Raw genomic sequence first — 16,380 nt, forward strand, 5'->3', positions numbered from 1 at the left:
CAAGTATCCGTCCATGGACTATCGACCATCGTCTATGGACTTTCTCTTCTCCGCCCATGGACTATCGACCATCGTCTATAGACTAAACCTTCTTCACCTCTTCGTAATTGATCAGCTGCTTGGCCATCCCGTTAAATATAAACAGGTGGAAGGGCCACATCAAATACCAATATAAACGTCCCCATAATCCGTTGGGCCTAAAGGTAGCTACCTGGCTCAAAAATTTCTTATTATGGCGTTCAACTATTTTAAATTCCAGCCAGGCCTCGCCGGGCAGTTTCATTTCTGCGTATAGCAGCAGGCGTTTATTTACCTTGTCGGCCAGTAAAACGCGCCAAAAATCTATCACGTCGCCGGGCGAAATATTGATATTACTTGTGCGCCCCCTGCGTGAACCAACCCCGCCGAATACCTTATCCAAAAATCCACGGATGTTCCAGATCCAGTCCCAATAATACCAGCCACGGTTACCCCCTATCGACCATACATTGCCCATCACCTTACTGGTATCACTCTCGAAAGGCAGTTTTACCTTGTATTCCATAGTTCCGTTTTGCGGTACCTTTATCTGGTCCATAAAGCCGGAATGCAAATAGCCCCCGTTCAGCGCATCCTTCCAACTCGAAACTATAGAGTTTTGTTCGATCTTTTCAAATGCCAGCGTTAAACACTCCTCGTAAGTAAGGCATTTACGCGACACCACTTCATCAATGGCCTTATCCTTACATACGGTTTCGTTCTTCATACTTTCTACCAAACTATTGGCCAGCGAAAAACTGGTAGAGGTAACAAAGTATAACCAGTAGGATGATATTTTAGGTGATAAGAACGGGATAGTAATAATATAGCGCTTTAACCCGCGTACTTTGGCATAAGTAAGCATCATCTGCCGAAAGGTTAACACATCCGGGCCGCCAATATCGAATGTGCCGTCGAAGGCTTTTTCATTGAGCAAAACACCCTCCAGATAACCCAGCACATCACGGATGCCTATAGGCTGACAGCGGTTGTTTACCCATTTTGGTACAGTCATTATGGGTAGCTTTTCGGTAAGGTCGCGGATGATCTCGAACGAGGCACTTCCCGAACCGATGATGATGGCTGCACGTAATACGGTAAGTGCAGCATTACCTTCTTTAAGTACCTCTTCTACATGCTTGCGCGATAGCAGGTGCTTCGATAAGTTACTGTCGTTAACAATGCCGCTCAAAAAGATGATCTGTCGGCAGCGGGTCTTATTCAGCTGTTGGGTAAAGTTATGAGCCGATAATGCTTCGAGCTCTGCAAAATCCGGCGATTGCGACATGGAATGCACCAGGTAATAGGCCGCATCAATATCATTGGGGAAAGCCTCTATGTTCTTTTCGCGCAGCAGGTCGCCGGTAATGAGGGTAACCTTATCACTAAAATCACTTTGCTCATGAAAGCGCCGTTTGTCGCGCACAAGGCATACCACTTCATGGCCTTTCTCCAGTAAAACCGGAATGAGGCGGGTTCCTATGTATCCGTTAGCACCTGCAAGCAACACTTTCATGTAGCTGCAACAAGTGATGGGCAAAGGTGTTTTTTATTAATTCAAAAGTGAAAATTCAAAAGTCAAAAAAGAGGGAGGGCGCTGCCGCCGCTCGCTTTGGGGCTCAGGTTTTGGGATGACTAAATTTTTGTCATTTCGAACAAGGAACGAGGAGAAATCTTCTTCATTTAGCAAGTAGCAGACATGCATTATGAATAAGATTTCCCCCTACGGTCGAGATGACAGCGACCCAACAGCCGCTCGCCTCCTGGCGAGTGGCAAATATTACCCGGCCTCCGGCCGTGGGCACAAAAACAGCAATCACAAAAAAAGCGCCTCTGTACAACAAAGGCGCTTTTGATATTTTAATGCAGCTATGCTTATTTAAGTATAGCGAATACTGCTTTGAATGCTATTAAACTGCCGATAACCAGGGCAATGTTTGCTACCCATGAGTAGATTGAGGTTTCGCCGACGAAACGGAAAAATACTCCGAATAAACCGATAACGATAGCAACAATTAATAATTTATAGTGTCCTTCCGCGTTAGCGTTTTCTAATGAACTCATGATATTGAAATTTTGTTGCTGCAAAAATAAAAATGTTTAGCGAAAAAGCTACACATCTGTTAAAGTTTTATTAGGCAGCAATAGCGGATTTTTCTTACGGTAAGCCCTTATTGCCAGCCATACAGCTACTCCAAGCAAAATAAACACCCACAAATTGGTAAGCGCTACTACAACGGTCATAAAAATATCCAGCCCGTTCAGCAGCGAAAGTTTCATCTGGCTCAGGAAGGGGATATGGTAACTGTCGACATCGTCATTAGCTACAACCTCCTGCATAATGGTGTTGCTTTGGTAAAAACCGATAGTTACCACGCTGTATTTTACCGCGTCGTCAATACGGCGGTTGTTGATCTGCTCGTCAACCAGTTCGTCTTTAAAGTACAAGATATCTTCGGGATGCTTTACCACCATCCGGCCATTCTTTTGCTGCTTTACCAACTCGGCCCGGCTGTCGAGCTTCATTTGCGAGGATAAGTAATCTAAGGTCTTGTCCTCAATATCCATTTTACGAAAGGTTACATATATACCCATGTGGCTTACGGTATTCATAAACTCCTCCAGCTTGGGCGATGGAATACGTACCGTCATGTCGGCAGTTGTATTAAAGGCCGATACATGCCGCATAGAGTCGTTACCCAATTCAATATTCCGATTGCTGATCACTTCCGACTGCATTTGATGATGCGTTACCATACCGTTGTAATGCGCCGCCAGGGCCGATATGCGTTCGCCCGTTTGCGCTACATCCTTTACTTTAAAAGAGATGTCAGCCGTTTTGATCAGTTTGGTTTGGGTAGATGCCACGCTGTCGGCGGCTACCAATGTGGTGTCGCTGCTGTTACTGTTCAGCGCCTTGTATTCAGCAGAGTTTTTGCATGAGAATAGCATCACCGCTCCGGAGAGCAGTATAAATAAAATACTGGTTTTCATAATGTTAGTTGATTTTGTTATTAATACCGGCGTATTGAAAAAGGTAACCTTAGCACCGCCACGTCAGCATAAATGTTACAAATAACAGGCTCATTTACAGCGTAAAATAATAAGCACAAAAAAGGCCTCCTGAATTCAGGGGGCCTTATATATTAAATTTAAAAGTGGTCTTTTTTTATTAGCCGTTTGAAAGTGCTGCCGCGCCGCTCACAATCTCGGTAAGCTCGGTAGTGATGGCTGCCTGGCGTGCCTGGTTGTACGAAAGCTTAAGGGCTTTCAACAGGTCGCCTGCGTTTTCAGTAGCCTTATCCATAGCCGTCATACGGGCGCCGTGCTCAGACGCGTGCGAATCCAGTATCGCGCGGTAAAGCTGAATCTTGATATTCTTAGGGATCAATTGCTCTACAATTTCCTCTTTCGATGGCTCAAGAATGTAATCAACTTGTTGCTGTATACCTTTTTCTTTGATCTCGGTTTTAGCAACCTCAGCCTTTGGCACAGGCAATAACTGCTCGGCTATTTGAAATTGTACTGCCGCGTTCCTGAAATGGTTATACACCAGCTCAACACGGTCGTACTGCCCGTCAGAAAAGCCTTTCATAATGCTTTCGGTTATTTTTGAAGCATTTTGAAAGTTAAGATCAAGGTACAGGTCATTATTGTTACCAATAACGTTGTATTTACGGCGTTGATAATACTCCTGGCTTTTTTTACCGATAGCGATGATAGATACATTACCGGCTTTCAGTTGCTCGCTGTATTTTTCGGCAATAAGATTGTTGGCGGTTTTAATAGCATTGGTATTGAAAGCACCGGCCAAACCACGGTTTGACGATATTACAACCACCAGTACACGTACCGGCTCGCGCTCTTGAAGGTATGGCGATGAACCATCCTCTAAACCGGCCGATAGGTTAGCCAACAGATCCTTCAGCTTATTAGCATACGGACGTAATTGTATAATAGCGTTGGTAGCACGTTTAAGCTTAGCAGCCGAAACCATTTTCATAGCTTTGGTGATCTGCTGCGTTGAGCCTACTGATACTATCCTGTTTCTTACTTCTTTTAAATTAGCCATTTTTGTGGGTTACAAGTTGTAAGTTATAAGTTGAAAGCGTTACCTGCAACTCATAACATACAACATACAACATTAATATTTCCCTGACAGTTCTTTAGCTACTGTTTCCAGTACGCTGGTAAGTGAGTCGTCAAATTTACCTGCTTTAAGGCCGGCTAATACTTCCGGGTGACGAGCTTCTAACTGGTTGGTGAACTCTGTTTCAAATTCTCTTACCTTGTTCACAGGTACGTTACGCATCAGGTTTTTAGTACCTAAGTAAATGATGGCAACTTGTTTTTCAACTGATACCGGTGAGTACTGGCCTTGTTTAAGCATTTCTACGTTACGTGCACCTTTATCAAGTACGGTTTTGGTAGAAGCATCAAGGTCTGAACCGAATTTAGAGAAGGCCTCTAACTCGCGGTATTGAGCCTGGTCAAGCTTTAAGGTACCGGCAACTTTCTTCATTGATTTGATTTGCGCGTTACCACCCACACGTGATACCGAAATACCTACGTTAATAGCCGGACGAACACCCGCGTTAAACAGGTTCGATTCCAGGAAGATCTGACCATCGGTAATTGAAATTACGTTGGTTGGGATGTATGCTGATACGTCACCTGCCTGAGTTTCGATGATAGGAAGAGCGGTTAATGAACCACCACCTTTAACGATGCTCCTGATAGACTCTGGCAAATCATTCATCGCCTGCGCGATTGAATCATTGGCGTTGATCTTAGCGGCACGCTCTAATAAACGGCTGTGCAGGTAAAATACGTCACCAGGGTAAGCCTCACGGCCCGGTGGACGACGTAGTAATAACGATACCTCACGGTAAGCTACCGCTTGTTTTGATAAATCATCATAGATGATCAAAGCAGGGCGACCTGTATCACGGAAGTACTCGCCGATAGCAGCACCCGCGAAAGGAGCAAAGAACTGCATGGTAGCAGAGTCAGAAGCGTTTGCCGCAACAATGATAGAATAAGGCATAGCACCTTTTTCTTCAAGCGTACGTACAATGTTAGCTACTGTTGATGCTTTTTGTCCGCAGGCAACATATATACAGATAACCGGCTGGCCGGCATCATAAAATTCTTTTTGATTGATAATGGTATCGATACAAACAGCGGTTTTACCTGTTTGGCGGTCACCAATAACCAGCTCACGTTGGCCACGGCCAATAGGGATCATCGCGTCGATAGCTTTGATACCTGTTTGCAGGGGCTCGGTAACCGGCTGACGGTAGATAACACCCGGTGCTTTACGCTCCAGAGGCATCTCGTAAGTAGTACCGGCGATAGGGCCTTTACCATCGATAGGAATACCCAGGGTATTCACTACGCGGCCAAGCATGCCTTCACCAACGTTTACCGAAGCAATTTTGTTGGTACGCTTAACAGTATCGCCTTCTTTAATGTTTTCAGATGAACCTAACAATACCACACCCACGTTGTCTTCTTCAAGGTTAAGTACAATGCCTTGCAGGTCATTATTAAACTCAACCAGCTCACCTGATTGTACTTTTGTTAATCCGTAAACGCGTGCGATACCGTCACCTACTTGCAGTACGGTACCTACTTCTTCTAATTCGGATTCTGACTTGAAGCCTGCCAACTGCTGACGCAAAATTGCTGATACTTCGTCTGGTCTTACCTCTACCATTTTTTAACTTATTTTAGAGTTTTTTGAGATTTTAATTATTGAATTGCCGCTTGTGCAAATTCGGTTTTCAGTTTCTTAAGGTCGCTGGCTATGCTGGTATCAATTTGCCTGTCGCCAACGGTTAGTACAAAGCCACCAATTAAAGCCGGGTCAACCTTAGCATCTAAAATTACGCTGTTGCTGCCTGTAGCCGCCTGTACATCAGCTATCATCTTTTGTTTGTTAGCTTCGGTAAGCGGGCTTGCCGAGGTTACAGTAGCCTTTATAATGTTCTTTTTAAGATTATAAAGGTTGATGTACTCGTTAGCGGTGGTTAATAAAACTTCGCCGCGGCCTTTGTTGATCATGATGTTGAAAAAGCTGATAGACAGCTTGCTCACCTTGCCGCCAAATATGGCATCAACAATGCTTACTTTTTTGCTTTGCGAAACAATAGGGTTACCTAAAACAGCATTTAACTGCGTATTTTCCTTTAATACTTTCAGAAAGAAAACCATATCGGCTTTTGTCTCCTCAACAACGTTTTGCTCGGTGGCAAGGTCGATGAGTGATTTGGCGTACCTGGATGCTACTGTTAATTCTGACATGCTTTGCTTTTTATTCGGTTTTCAGATTTTCGAAGTTCCGAAATTGTATTATTTTAAATTGATTTCTTTCAACAGGTCGGCAACCAGGGCATCCTGTTTGCTTTGATCTTCAAACTGCTTGCGTAATACCTTTTCGGCAATTTGCAGTGATAAAGCAGATACCTGGTTTTTAACATCAGCCATCGCGATAGCTTTCTGGTTGTTAATTTCAACGCGGGCAAGCTCAATCATGCGTGCACCTTCTTTTTGTGCAGCCTCTTTGGCATCAGCCACAATCTGATCTTTCAGTTTGCGGGCATCCTGTAATATATGGTCACGCTCAATACGTGCTTGTTTAATTAACGAGTCGTTTTCGCTGGTTAGGCGGGCCATCTCATCTTTAGCGGCTTCTGCTTTTAACAAAGCATCTTCAATTGAACGCTCCCTGTCATCAATAGCGCTCATGATTGGTTTCCAGGCAAATTTTGCCAGTAAGAAGAACAATATCGCGAATGATATGGTCGTCCAAACTACTAAACCAAGCTCAGGGGTAACTAATGGATTCATTCCTTGTATATATAGTTTTTTAAAGTTAAATGTTAAAATAACCGTACCTGTTGCCAATCGCTCCGGGTACGGTTATAAGTTTTTCCGGGAAGGATTAGTTACCTAAACCCAGGAATGATACAACCACACCGAACAAAGCAGCACCCTCGATAAGAGCGGCAGCGATGATCATTGCAGTTTGGATTTTTGAAGCAGCTTCCGGCTGACGTGCAATACCTTCCATTGCTTTACCACCAACCTGACCAATACCGATACCGGCACCGATAACTGCTAAACCTGCACCAATTGCAGCGATACTTCCAATCATTGTTTTAAATTTAAAGTTAATATATAATATATAGTTATTTACAAATTTTAGTGGTGATGCTCTTCAACGGCAGTACCTATAAACAGCGCGGTAAGCAGTGTAAATATAAAGGCCTGCAACAAGGCAACCAGTAACTCCAGCACATCCATAAATACAACGAATGCAACTGAAACCGGTGCTATAGCAACACTTTTGAATACGAAGATCAGCGATATTAAGCTCAACACGATGATGTGGCCTGCTGTAATATTAGCAAACAAACGAATCATCAATGCGAATGGCTTTGATATGATACCGATCAACTCTACCGGCCACATAATTGGATATAACCAAAATGGTACATCAGGTAAAAAGATGTGTTTCCAGTAGTATTTATTACCGTTAACGTTAACCACAATTAATGTAATGGCCGACATTACCAGCGTTAATGATATATTGCCTGTTAAGTTTGAACCTCCCGGGAAGAAAGGAATTAAACCGATAAGGTTGTTGATCCAGATAAAGAAGAACATGGTTAACAGTAACGGCATAAAGCGTTGGTATTTGTAACCGATGTTTGGGCGGGCAATATCATCGCGTACAAACACAATAATAGGCTCTATGAATGATTGAAGGCCTTTAGGCGCTTTACCAACGCGTTTTTTGTAGGTAGATGCTACGCTAAAGAAAATGATGAACAGCAGGATGATTGACAGCCACATAGAAGCAACGTTCTTGGTGAATGAAAAATCATAAACCTTGGCTGATTCATTGATTGCACCGGCTTCATCAACCGCTTTAATTTTGTCGTGTACCAAAGCGTAAGTATAGTACTTACCCTGATGCTTTTCTTCACCCTCATGGCCAAAAACATCCGACATGAAGAACTCAACGCCTTTGTCGGTATAAAGTATCACCGGCAATGGTACAGATAGATGTCCCCAAATGTGGAAAGAATGCGAATCGGCTATGTGCTCAAGTATGGTTTTGCTCGGGTTAAATTTTTCTTCGTGGCTGGTCTCGGTAGCATGTTCGGCGGTATGTTCTTCCTGTATCGCAAAAGTTTTACAAGTGCAAAAAGACAAAAAAACGCCTAAAACGAGGCTTAAAGCTATTTTTTTTGAGTTCAAAATGTGGCTAAAATCCATTAAATGAGTGTTTTTTACTTTTAATTTTGGTTGCGCAAGTTACGTAACAAAACATAAACTTCAAAGCCGGTATTTAGAAAATATACATAAAAGAAATTGACCATAAATACGCTGCGGTCAACACTGGTTTTTAATACCAGTAATAAGGCCAGCGCCATGCCCATTATCATTTTTATGATAGTGAATATTAAAAAGGTTTGTGCATACATTTCGGGGAGTCTTTTTTGTATTACCCCTACCGAAACTATCAGGATGAGCGTTAATGCTGTCAATAAAATAAATATGCCCCAAAATTGCGGCAACACCCATTTTGCATTACCCGTATAAGTAAGTGCCAGTGGCGGCAGGGCCAGTAATACGCTAAAAAAAAGGAAGGATATAAGGGTGCGGTACATATTAATTTTTAACAGCTTTTATAACCAAAAACAGCGAGATGAAAACCCCGGCGAGGGCAAGCACAACGGTTACCCATTGCACCTTATGGTTATTTGCCTGGTCAATTTTATAGCCTGCGTAGGCAAAACCGCCAATAATAACCATCATTTGCACTGCCAAACCGGTGTATTTGGCGTAGCCGCCGGCGGCTTTATTAAGGTTGTCGCCTCCTTTTTGTTCATTTTGGGCCATGCGCAAATTTATTAAACCTATTGTATAGTATTTGTTAATTTAGCAAAGCTTTTAAAAAACCGGAATTATTTTGAGGAACGTGAGCATCTATTCTACCCTACGCCGTTTTAGCCTTTTGATCGTCATTTTGCTGCTGGCGGCCTGTTCTCTCGAAAAAAAAAGCGGGTTAAACCGTCGCTTACAAAATCTTACCGCTCATTATAATATCCTCTTCAACGCCCGCGAAATCCTCAAACAAAAACAGGACGCCTACGCGGCCAGCTTTGTTGACAACTACACCGAAATGCTAAGCGTTTACCAGGATACCGCGGCTGTTACCGGCGAAGATAAAGATTTAGCCGCGGCCATTTCAAAAGCGCAAACCATAATCAACTTTAAGGAGCAAAGTAACTACCTCGGCGATGCCTACCTCGTGCTGGGTAAAGCCAATTATTTAGGCAGTAACTACTTTAACGCGGTGGAGTATTTTGATTATGTGATACGATCATATACCGAAAAGCCCGAACTGGTACAGGAGGCTTTGGTTTGGAAAGCCCGCGCGTTGCTATACCTTAAACAGCAGGAACAGGCCAAACTGATATTGGATACTGCCATACAAAACATCAACCCTAAAAAAAATATTACTGCCGATGTGTATGCCTCCAAACTGCAATACGATATTGTGGCACAGGAGTATGCCGATGCCGAGCAAATGGCCGTTAGCGCTATTAAGTACAGCAACAGCACCATGCAGCGCTTGCGGTGGACGTTTATACTGGCGCAATTACAGGAACTGAACCAAAAACCTGCCGATGCCATTGCCAACTATACCCGCATTGTGCGCAGTAACGCGTCGTTTGGGATGGCCTTTAATGCTGATTTGAACCGTATACGTATTGAAGATAAACGCGACGGCGTTAAGATCAGCCGGGTTGACAAGTTGCGGTCGCTGCTCAAAAATCAAAACAATAAGGAATTTACCGACCAGATCTATTACCAGATAGCGCAGATCTATTATACCGAGGGCGATGTAGATAAGGCGATAGATAACTATAAGCTATCAACCAAATACAGTTTACAAAACCAAAATCAAAAAGGCCTGTCGTACCTGCGCCTGGCCGATGTGTATTTTAAGAACAAGGCCGATTATGTGAATGCCAAAATGTACTATGATAGTACGCTGGCTAACCTGTCGCCCAATTACCCGGTATATATCACCATTAAAAAGAAGAGCGATAACCTGCAACTATTAACCGATAACCTGAAGATAATAGCCCACGAAGATACCCTGCAAATGCTGGCCGGGCTTAGCGAAGATGCCCGCAAGGCAAAAATTGATGAGATGGTGAACCGCAATACCATGCAGCAGCAGCAAAGGGTATCGGCACCATTGAATAATAACGTAACGCCGGGTAACCTTGCCGACTATACCCAAAATCCGCAAGCCAGTACGCCCGATGGCAACAGCTTTTACTTTTATAATAACAAGGCGGTTAGTCAGGGTTTTTCGGTATTCAAGCGTAAATGGGGTAACCGCCGGTTGGAAGATAACTGGAGAAGAAGTCAGCGCAGTAACAGTAACCTCACGGTGAACAATACTACTAACGATCCCGACGCGGTGGTGAATACCAGCGCGCAAAAGGATGTGCAAACGGTATCTAACAGCAATTACCGGCAGGAGCTGGTGCAAAGTATTCCATACACGGAAGATCAGATGCTGGAATCGAACCTGAAGATATATAATGCCTATCTCGATATCGGTAATTTTTACCGGGATATACTGGAGGATAAAAAGGAAGCTATCGCTAATTACGAACTGTTGCTGGCGCGATTCCCGGATCATCCTAATAAATCATCTATATATTATAACCTGTACCGTTTATACAGTGATATTGATGTAGCCAAGGCCGAAGATTACAAGAACCGCCTGCTGAAAGAGTATGGCGATACCCCATATGCCAAGGTGATACTCGACCCGGAATATGCCAAACACATCAGCGATGCCGATGCCGAGTTTAATGCCCTGTACAACCAGGTGTACGACCTTTACGCGCAAAGAAAATATACCGATGTGATACAACAGGCGGACATGTTGTTGCAGCAATATCCGCTCAATAAACTATCATCGCAGTTAGAATACCTGAAGATCATTGCCAACGGGCACCAGGTAAAACTGCCGCCATTTAAGGCCGACCTGATAGCCGAGGTTAATAAATATCCCGACGATCAATTGGTAACCCCGCTGGTAAAACAGCACCTTGCCTTTATTGAAAGCCATACCGCCGAAATTGCTGCGCGCCGTTTCGCCCTGCTCGATGATGATTATATTCCATTCTTGCAAACGCCAATTGAACCTTTGCAACCCCAATTTGCACAGGTGGCCGAGCGGCGGATTGAAAAACCGATAGAAGGCGCTAAACAAAAACAGCCCAATGCCGCCGCAGTAAACAAGGCTAAGCCGCTTACATTAGGCGAGGTGAAAGCATTGGACAGGCCGGTGATAGAAAGATCGGCAACTGATTCGGTAAATAATAAGCTTGTTGATGTACCTGTAATTGCCGGTAACAAGCCGGTGGTTGATAGCGCTGCAAATGCTCCGGCGAAGCCTAAAAAGGCTTATCCGTTTACCGAGAACGATAAAACCAATTACTATTTTGTGATCAATGTGGCCGATAACAGAACAAGTTTATCATCGTCGCGTTTTGGGGTGGGGCAGTTTAACCGCTCGCGCTACCAGGGAATAGATATTAAGCACCAGTTGAAGGATGTTGGGGCCAATAACCAGCTGATTTTTGTGGGACGTTTTTATAGTTTGGAGGCCGTTAAAATTTATGCCCGTTCTATTGTACCTTTGATGCCGGATATTATGAAGGTGCCGAAGGAAAAATACAGTTTCTTTATCATCACGCAGCAAAATCTGGATAAACTAACAGACAAGAAAACATTGGATAATTACGTTGAGTATTATCAGGACAATTTTTAAAAAATGATCGTTAAACTTTCACCACAGGATACAAGAAGATACAACTGGTATATATGGCGTTTTGTAATTGCCGGCTTTTCATTTGTTGTTATCATGTTCCTGCTTACCGCGTTCGGTATTTTTGGCGAACTGCCATCTTTCCGCGATCTGGAAAACCCTAAAAGCAATTTGGCATCGGAGGTAATATCGTCTGACAAGCAATTGCTGGGTACCTACTTTATTCAAAACCGGTCGAACGTAACTTATAAAGAGATTTCTCCCAACGTAATTAACGCGTTGGTAGCAACAGAGGATAGTCGCTTTTATGAGCACTCGGGTATTGATTTTAACCGTACATTCAGCATTATATTTTATAACCTTATTGGTAAAAAACAGGGTGGAAGTACCATTACCCAGCAGTTAGCGCTGAACCTGTTCTCCGAAAGGGCGCATAACCCGCTGAAACGTATTGTTCAAAAAATGCAGGAGTGGATAACCGCTGTGAAAATTGAACGCCATTATACTAAAGAAGAGATCATCACCATGTACCTCAATACGGTTGATTTTGGCGCTTATAACGTATACGGTATTAAATCGGCCGCTATTACTTATTTCAATACCACACCCGAGCAATTAACGCCCGATCAGGCGGCTTTATTGGTAGGTATGGTGAATGGCCCGGGTATTTATTCGCCCATTAATCACCCCGAAAATGCCCTTAACCGCCGTAACCTGGTATTGCGCCGCATGCAGGAAATGGGTTATTTAAGCGATGGGCAGGTAGATGAGTTTAAGCAGAAACCGCTTGGTTTGCAGTTTAAAAAGATCAACCATAACGAAGGTTCGGCACCATATTTCAGGGCGGTGCTTAAAAAAGAGATCCAAAAATTGTTTGTCGACAAGAACATTACCAAGGCCGATGGCACGCCGTATGATCTTGACCGCGACGGATTGAAAATATACACCACACTGGATGCCACCATGCAACGCTACGCCGAGGAGGCGCAAAAGGAATATATGCGTGGCCTGCAAGCGCAGTTTAATGCGCAATGGAAAGGTAAAAGCCTTTGGAAAAAGATCCCGAGCTTTAAACAACTGTTAGATCAGGGTATGTACCGTACAGATAGATATAAATCATTAAAACTGCAAGGTAAAACCGACGAGGAAATTCAGCAGGACTTTAACACGCCTGTAAAGATGAACCTGTTCACCTGGAAAGGTGATATAGATACCGTAATGAAACCTATCGACTCGATTGTGTATTGTAAGCTATTGCTGCGCAACGCGCTGATGAGCATGGACCCGACCACCGGCTACGTAAAGGCTTGGGTGGGTGGCACCAACTTTGAGCATTTTAAATACGACCAGGTAAAAATGGGTACCAGGCAGGTGGGCTCAACGGCAAAACCATTTACTTATGCGGTAGCTATTGAAAATGGTTACTCGCCATGTATGGAGATCCCGAATGAGCCGGTAACCATTACAGGTTACGGCGAGCCATGGACTCCCGGTTCATCACCCGAAGGTACTTTGCCGGGCACCATCACCCTGCGTAAAGCGATGGCCTACTCGCAAAATTACGTTACTGCTTATGTAATGAATGAGGTGAAACCGCTGCCGGTGATGGAACTGATCAAAAAGATGGGTATCACCAGTCCGGATATTGGCCCTTACCCGGCTATCTGTTTGGGTACGTTCAACGCATCGGTTTATGATATGACGGGCGCTTACTCGGCCTTTGCCAATCACGGTTTATGGACGGAGCCAACTTACCTGCTGCGTATTGAAGACAAGAACGGAAACGTACTATATGAGCACCATACCAACATTAGGCAGGCGCTTAACGAGCAAACCGCTTACGTAATGACCTATATGCTGAAAGGCGTGGTAGAAGATGGTACAGGTTCGAGAGTGCGTTATAAATATAAATTAAATAACCCTATAGGCGGTAAAACGGGTACTACCCAAAACAACTCCGATGGCTGGTTTATAGGCGTTACCCCGCAACTGGTTACCGGCGTGTGGACAGGCTGCGAAGACCGTGCCATCCACTTTAACAGTACTAAAGTTGGGGGAGGAGCTAATTCGGCACTGCCTGTGTTTGCCTTATATATGCAAAAGGTATATGCCAACAAGGCACTTGGTATTAAGCAAAATGTTGATTTTGATCCGCCTAAGTCGGGTGTGAATATTCAGATCAATTGCGGCGCCTACAGCGAGCAGCAGCAAGGCACCAACGAGGTAGACGAAAAACTGGAATTTTAAGCGCTTCCGTAAGCTCATATGCTGCGGAACACACGCTGATTAATTATAAAAATATTATTAAACTTATTCCCCCTTCAGGGGGTTAGGGGGTATGGAGAGATTTGATTACAGGGCAGCTTTAAAGAATGTGCCGCACAAGCCCGGTGTATATCAATTCTGGAACGATGAGAAGGAACTGATATACATAGGCAAGGCTAAAGACCTGCGCAACCGTGTAACATCCTATTTTAATAAGGATACCAACGTAAATGCCAAAACACGGGTATTGGTATCCAAAATACGCAACATTACTTTTACCATTGTTGATACCGAGGTAGATGCCTGGCTGCTGGAAAACAGCATGATCAAAAAGCATCAGCCGCGCTACAATGTAATGCTGAAGGATGATAAGACCTACCCGTGGATCATCATCAAGAACGAAAACTTCCCGCGCATATACTGGACACGCCGCATTGTGCGCGATGGTTCAAAATACCTGGGGCCGTATGCTTCGGTAAGTATGATGCACACCATACTGGGGCTCATTAAAGAAACCTACCCACTGCGCACCTGCAACCTTGCGCTAACCCGCGAAAATATTGACAAAGGCAAGTTCAAAGTTTGTTTGGAGTACCAATTGGGTAACTGCAAAGGCCCCTGCCAAAACTACCAAACGGAGGATGATTATGATAACAGCATTGAGGAGATCACCAATATCCTGAATGGTAAAATAGGGGCTGTAGTGCGCTCTATGAAAGCCGAAATGGATAAGGCTGCCACAGAGATGAACTTTGAACTGGCACATAAGCTAAAACGCAAGTATGATCTGCTGGAGAAATACCAAAGTAAATCTACCGTAGTAAACTCATCTATTACCGATGTGGATGTTTTCAGCATCGCCTCTGAAGAGAAATACGCCTTTGTGAACTTCCTGAAGGTGATGAACGGTACCATCATTCAAACGCAAACCATAGAGCTTAAAAAGCGCCTGGATGAAAGCGACGAGGAACTGCTTACACTGGCTATCTCCGAGTTCAGGAGCAGATATAACAGCCAGTCGCGCGAGATCATTGTGCCATTTGATATAGATCTCGACGATGCCTCAATAAAGTTTACCGTACCCAAGCTGGGCGAGAAACGCAAACTGCTCGACCTGTCGCAAAAGAATGTGCAGTTCTTTAAAAAGGAAAAGATAGACCAGTACGAAAAGTTGAACCCGGAAGTACGCACAGAGCGCCTGCTGACGCAAATGATGAAAGATTTGCGCATGAACCAGCTGCCGCGCCATATTGAGTGTTTTGATAACTCCAACTTTCAGGGTAAGTATCCGGTATCTGCCATTGTGGTATTCAGGGATGGCAAGCCATCCAAAAAGGATTACCGCCACTTCAACGTAAAAACGGTAGAAGGCCCCAACGACTTTGCCACTATGGAAGAGGCCGTACACCGCCGCTACCGCCGTATGCTTGATGAAGGAACAGAACTGCCGCAGCTCATCATCATTGATGGTGGCAAGGGGCAGCTATCCTCAGCTTTAAAGAGCCTACGCTTATTGGGGATTGATAAACAGGTGACAGTTATTGGTATAGCCAAACGCCTGGAAGAGTTGTATTATCCCGGCGATCAATATCCGCTGTATCTCGATAAAAAATCGGAAACGCTGAAAGTGATCCAGCACCTGCGTGATGAGGCCCACCGTTTTGGTATCACCTTCCACCGCAAAAAGCGCGATAAGGGCACTTTGGTCACCGAGCTGGAACTGATAGAGGGCATAGGCAAAACCACCAGCGAGAAGCTCCTGAAATACTTTAAATCAGTCAAAAAAATCCGCGAAGCCAAAGAGGATGAACTGATGGAAGTAGTTAACCTGAAACAGGCAAAAGCCATATTGGGTTACTTTAACCCGGAACCAATAGAGGGCGAAGCTTTTGAAGAGCAGGAATAACTGTTGTTTAGAATCAAGAATTTAGATTCAGGAATCAGGATTTAAGATAATAAAAACAAAAAACTACAGTCGCTTGGCTCCAGCCAAGTGACCATTATTACCCGGCCTCCGGCCGTACACATTCAACATTTTTGTAGTGCGGCCGGAGGCCGCGGGATAGTTACCACTCGGCTGGAGCTCACAGGTGTTGGGAAGACTACTTGTCATCTCGAAACGCAGTGAGAGATCTTCTTCTCGCCATGCATGTCTGCTACTTGCTCGACGCAGAAGATTTCTCCTCGTTCCTCGTTCGAAATGACAAAATTTTAATCTTCCCAAC

The 16,380-nt window shown here is 44.2% G+C and carries 14 protein-coding genes; 3 read left to right on the top strand and 11 right to left on the bottom strand.

Going from position 1 to position 16,380, the window contains the following annotated elements; genetic code table 11:
- Nucleotides 1-82: 82 nt before the first annotated feature.
- The 11 genes from AC07NA_RS13420 to AC07NA_RS13470 form a co-directional block, all read right to left on the bottom strand.
- A complete protein-coding gene (locus AC07NA_RS13420) occupies nt 83-1,534 on the bottom strand; it encodes an SDR family oxidoreductase (RefSeq protein WP_494898066.1) in 1,452 nt (483 codons plus the stop codon).
- Nucleotides 1,535-1,893: 359 nt separating this feature from the next.
- Nucleotides 1,894-2,082: a hypothetical protein gene (locus AC07NA_RS13425; RefSeq protein WP_345211585.1), complete on the bottom strand. Its 189-nt coding sequence runs from the start codon at nt 2,080-2,082 to the stop codon at nt 1,894-1,896.
- A gap of 48 nt (nt 2,083-2,130) precedes the next feature.
- On the bottom strand, nt 2,131-3,012 hold the full coding sequence (locus AC07NA_RS13430) for a DUF4349 domain-containing protein (protein WP_494898067.1): 882 nt from the start codon (nt 3,010-3,012) through the stop codon (nt 2,131-2,133).
- A gap of 178 nt (nt 3,013-3,190) precedes the next feature.
- Nucleotides 3,191-4,090 (bottom strand): ATP synthase F1 subunit gamma, encoded by a 900-nt coding sequence (atpG, locus tag AC07NA_RS13435; protein ID WP_345211587.1) that lies wholly within the window; start codon nt 4,088-4,090, stop codon nt 3,191-3,193.
- A 72-nt stretch (nt 4,091-4,162) separates the two neighbouring features.
- On the bottom strand, nt 4,163-5,737 hold the full coding sequence (gene atpA, locus AC07NA_RS13440) for a F0F1 ATP synthase subunit alpha (RefSeq protein WP_345211588.1): 1,575 nt from the start codon (nt 5,735-5,737) through the stop codon (nt 4,163-4,165).
- A 35-nt stretch (nt 5,738-5,772) separates the two neighbouring features.
- Complete coding sequence (atpH, locus tag AC07NA_RS13445; protein ID WP_345211589.1) at nt 5,773-6,324, bottom strand: ATP synthase F1 subunit delta; 552 nt, start codon at nt 6,322-6,324, stop codon at nt 5,773-5,775.
- Between the two features lie 48 nt (nt 6,325-6,372).
- Entirely contained in the window at nt 6,373-6,870 is a 498-nt protein-coding gene (gene atpF / locus AC07NA_RS13450; RefSeq protein ID WP_494898069.1) for a F0F1 ATP synthase subunit B, read from the bottom strand.
- 94 nt (nt 6,871-6,964) lie between these two features.
- On the bottom strand, nt 6,965-7,177 hold the full coding sequence (gene atpE / locus AC07NA_RS13455) for an ATP synthase F0 subunit C (RefSeq protein ID WP_345211591.1): 213 nt from the start codon (nt 7,175-7,177) through the stop codon (nt 6,965-6,967).
- A 47-nt stretch (nt 7,178-7,224) separates the two neighbouring features.
- A complete protein-coding gene (atpB, locus tag AC07NA_RS13460) occupies nt 7,225-8,304 on the bottom strand; it encodes a F0F1 ATP synthase subunit A (RefSeq protein WP_494898070.1) in 1,080 nt (359 codons plus the stop codon).
- A 20-nt stretch (nt 8,305-8,324) separates the two neighbouring features.
- Nucleotides 8,325-8,699 (bottom strand): hypothetical protein, encoded by a 375-nt coding sequence (locus tag AC07NA_RS13465; RefSeq protein WP_494898071.1) that lies wholly within the window; start codon nt 8,697-8,699, stop codon nt 8,325-8,327.
- A 1-nt stretch (nt 8,700) separates the two neighbouring features.
- On the bottom strand, nt 8,701-8,931 hold the full coding sequence (locus tag AC07NA_RS13470; protein WP_494898072.1) for an AtpZ/AtpI family protein: 231 nt from the start codon (nt 8,929-8,931) through the stop codon (nt 8,701-8,703).
- A 79-nt stretch (nt 8,932-9,010) separates the two neighbouring features.
- On the opposite strand from AC07NA_RS13470, the gene porW reads away from it, so the two are divergent.
- The 3 genes from porW (at nt 9,011) to uvrC (ending at nt 16,061) form a co-directional block, all read left to right on the top strand.
- Entirely contained in the window at nt 9,011-11,893 is a 2,883-nt protein-coding gene (gene porW, locus AC07NA_RS13475) for a type IX secretion system periplasmic lipoprotein PorW/SprE (protein WP_494898073.1), read from the top strand.
- Nucleotides 11,894-11,896: 3 nt separating this feature from the next.
- Complete coding sequence (locus tag AC07NA_RS13480; RefSeq protein ID WP_345211596.1) at nt 11,897-14,137, top strand: transglycosylase domain-containing protein; 2,241 nt, start codon at nt 11,897-11,899, stop codon at nt 14,135-14,137.
- A gap of 91 nt (nt 14,138-14,228) precedes the next feature.
- Nucleotides 14,229-16,061 carry an excinuclease ABC subunit UvrC gene (gene uvrC / locus AC07NA_RS13485; protein WP_494898074.1) on the top strand — a complete coding sequence of 611 codons (1,833 nt, stop codon included), beginning with the start codon at nt 14,229-14,231 and terminating at the stop codon, nt 16,059-16,061.
- The last annotated feature ends 319 nt before the right edge of the window (nt 16,062-16,380 follow it).

It is taken from the genome of Mucilaginibacter sp. GW821-FHT07G05 (assembly GCF_059418565.1).

Excerpts from the sequence above, each read along its gene's own strand:
- AC07NA_RS13420 (WP_494898066.1), bottom strand. The coding sequence starts at position 1,534 with ATGAAAGTGTTGCTTGCAGGTGCTAACGGATACATAGGAACCCGCCTC.
- AC07NA_RS13425 (WP_345211585.1), bottom strand. The coding sequence starts at position 2,082 with ATGAGTTCATTAGAAAACGCTAACGCGGAAGGACACTATAAATTATTA.
- AC07NA_RS13430 (WP_494898067.1), bottom strand. The coding sequence starts at position 3,012 with ATGAAAACCAGTATTTTATTTATACTGCTCTCCGGAGCGGTGATGCTA.
- atpG (WP_345211587.1), bottom strand. The coding sequence starts at position 4,090 with ATGGCTAATTTAAAAGAAGTAAGAAACAGGATAGTATCAGTAGGCTCA.
- atpA (WP_345211588.1), bottom strand. The coding sequence starts at position 5,737 with ATGGTAGAGGTAAGACCAGACGAAGTATCAGCAATTTTGCGTCAGCAG.
- atpH (WP_345211589.1), bottom strand. The coding sequence starts at position 6,324 with ATGTCAGAATTAACAGTAGCATCCAGGTACGCCAAATCACTCATCGAC.
- atpF (WP_494898069.1), bottom strand. The coding sequence starts at position 6,870 with ATGAATCCATTAGTTACCCCTGAGCTTGGTTTAGTAGTTTGGACGACC.
- atpE (WP_345211591.1), bottom strand. The coding sequence starts at position 7,177 with ATGATTGGAAGTATCGCTGCAATTGGTGCAGGTTTAGCAGTTATCGGT.
- atpB (WP_494898070.1), bottom strand. The coding sequence starts at position 8,304 with ATGGATTTTAGCCACATTTTGAACTCAAAAAAAATAGCTTTAAGCCTC.
- AC07NA_RS13465 (WP_494898071.1), bottom strand. The coding sequence starts at position 8,699 with ATGTACCGCACCCTTATATCCTTCCTTTTTTTTAGCGTATTACTGGCC.
- AC07NA_RS13470 (WP_494898072.1), bottom strand. The coding sequence starts at position 8,931 with ATGGCCCAAAATGAACAAAAAGGAGGCGACAACCTTAATAAAGCCGCC.
- AC07NA_RS13480 (WP_345211596.1), top strand. The coding sequence starts at position 11,897 with ATGATCGTTAAACTTTCACCACAGGATACAAGAAGATACAACTGGTAT.
- uvrC (WP_494898074.1), top strand. The coding sequence starts at position 14,229 with ATGGAGAGATTTGATTACAGGGCAGCTTTAAAGAATGTGCCGCACAAG.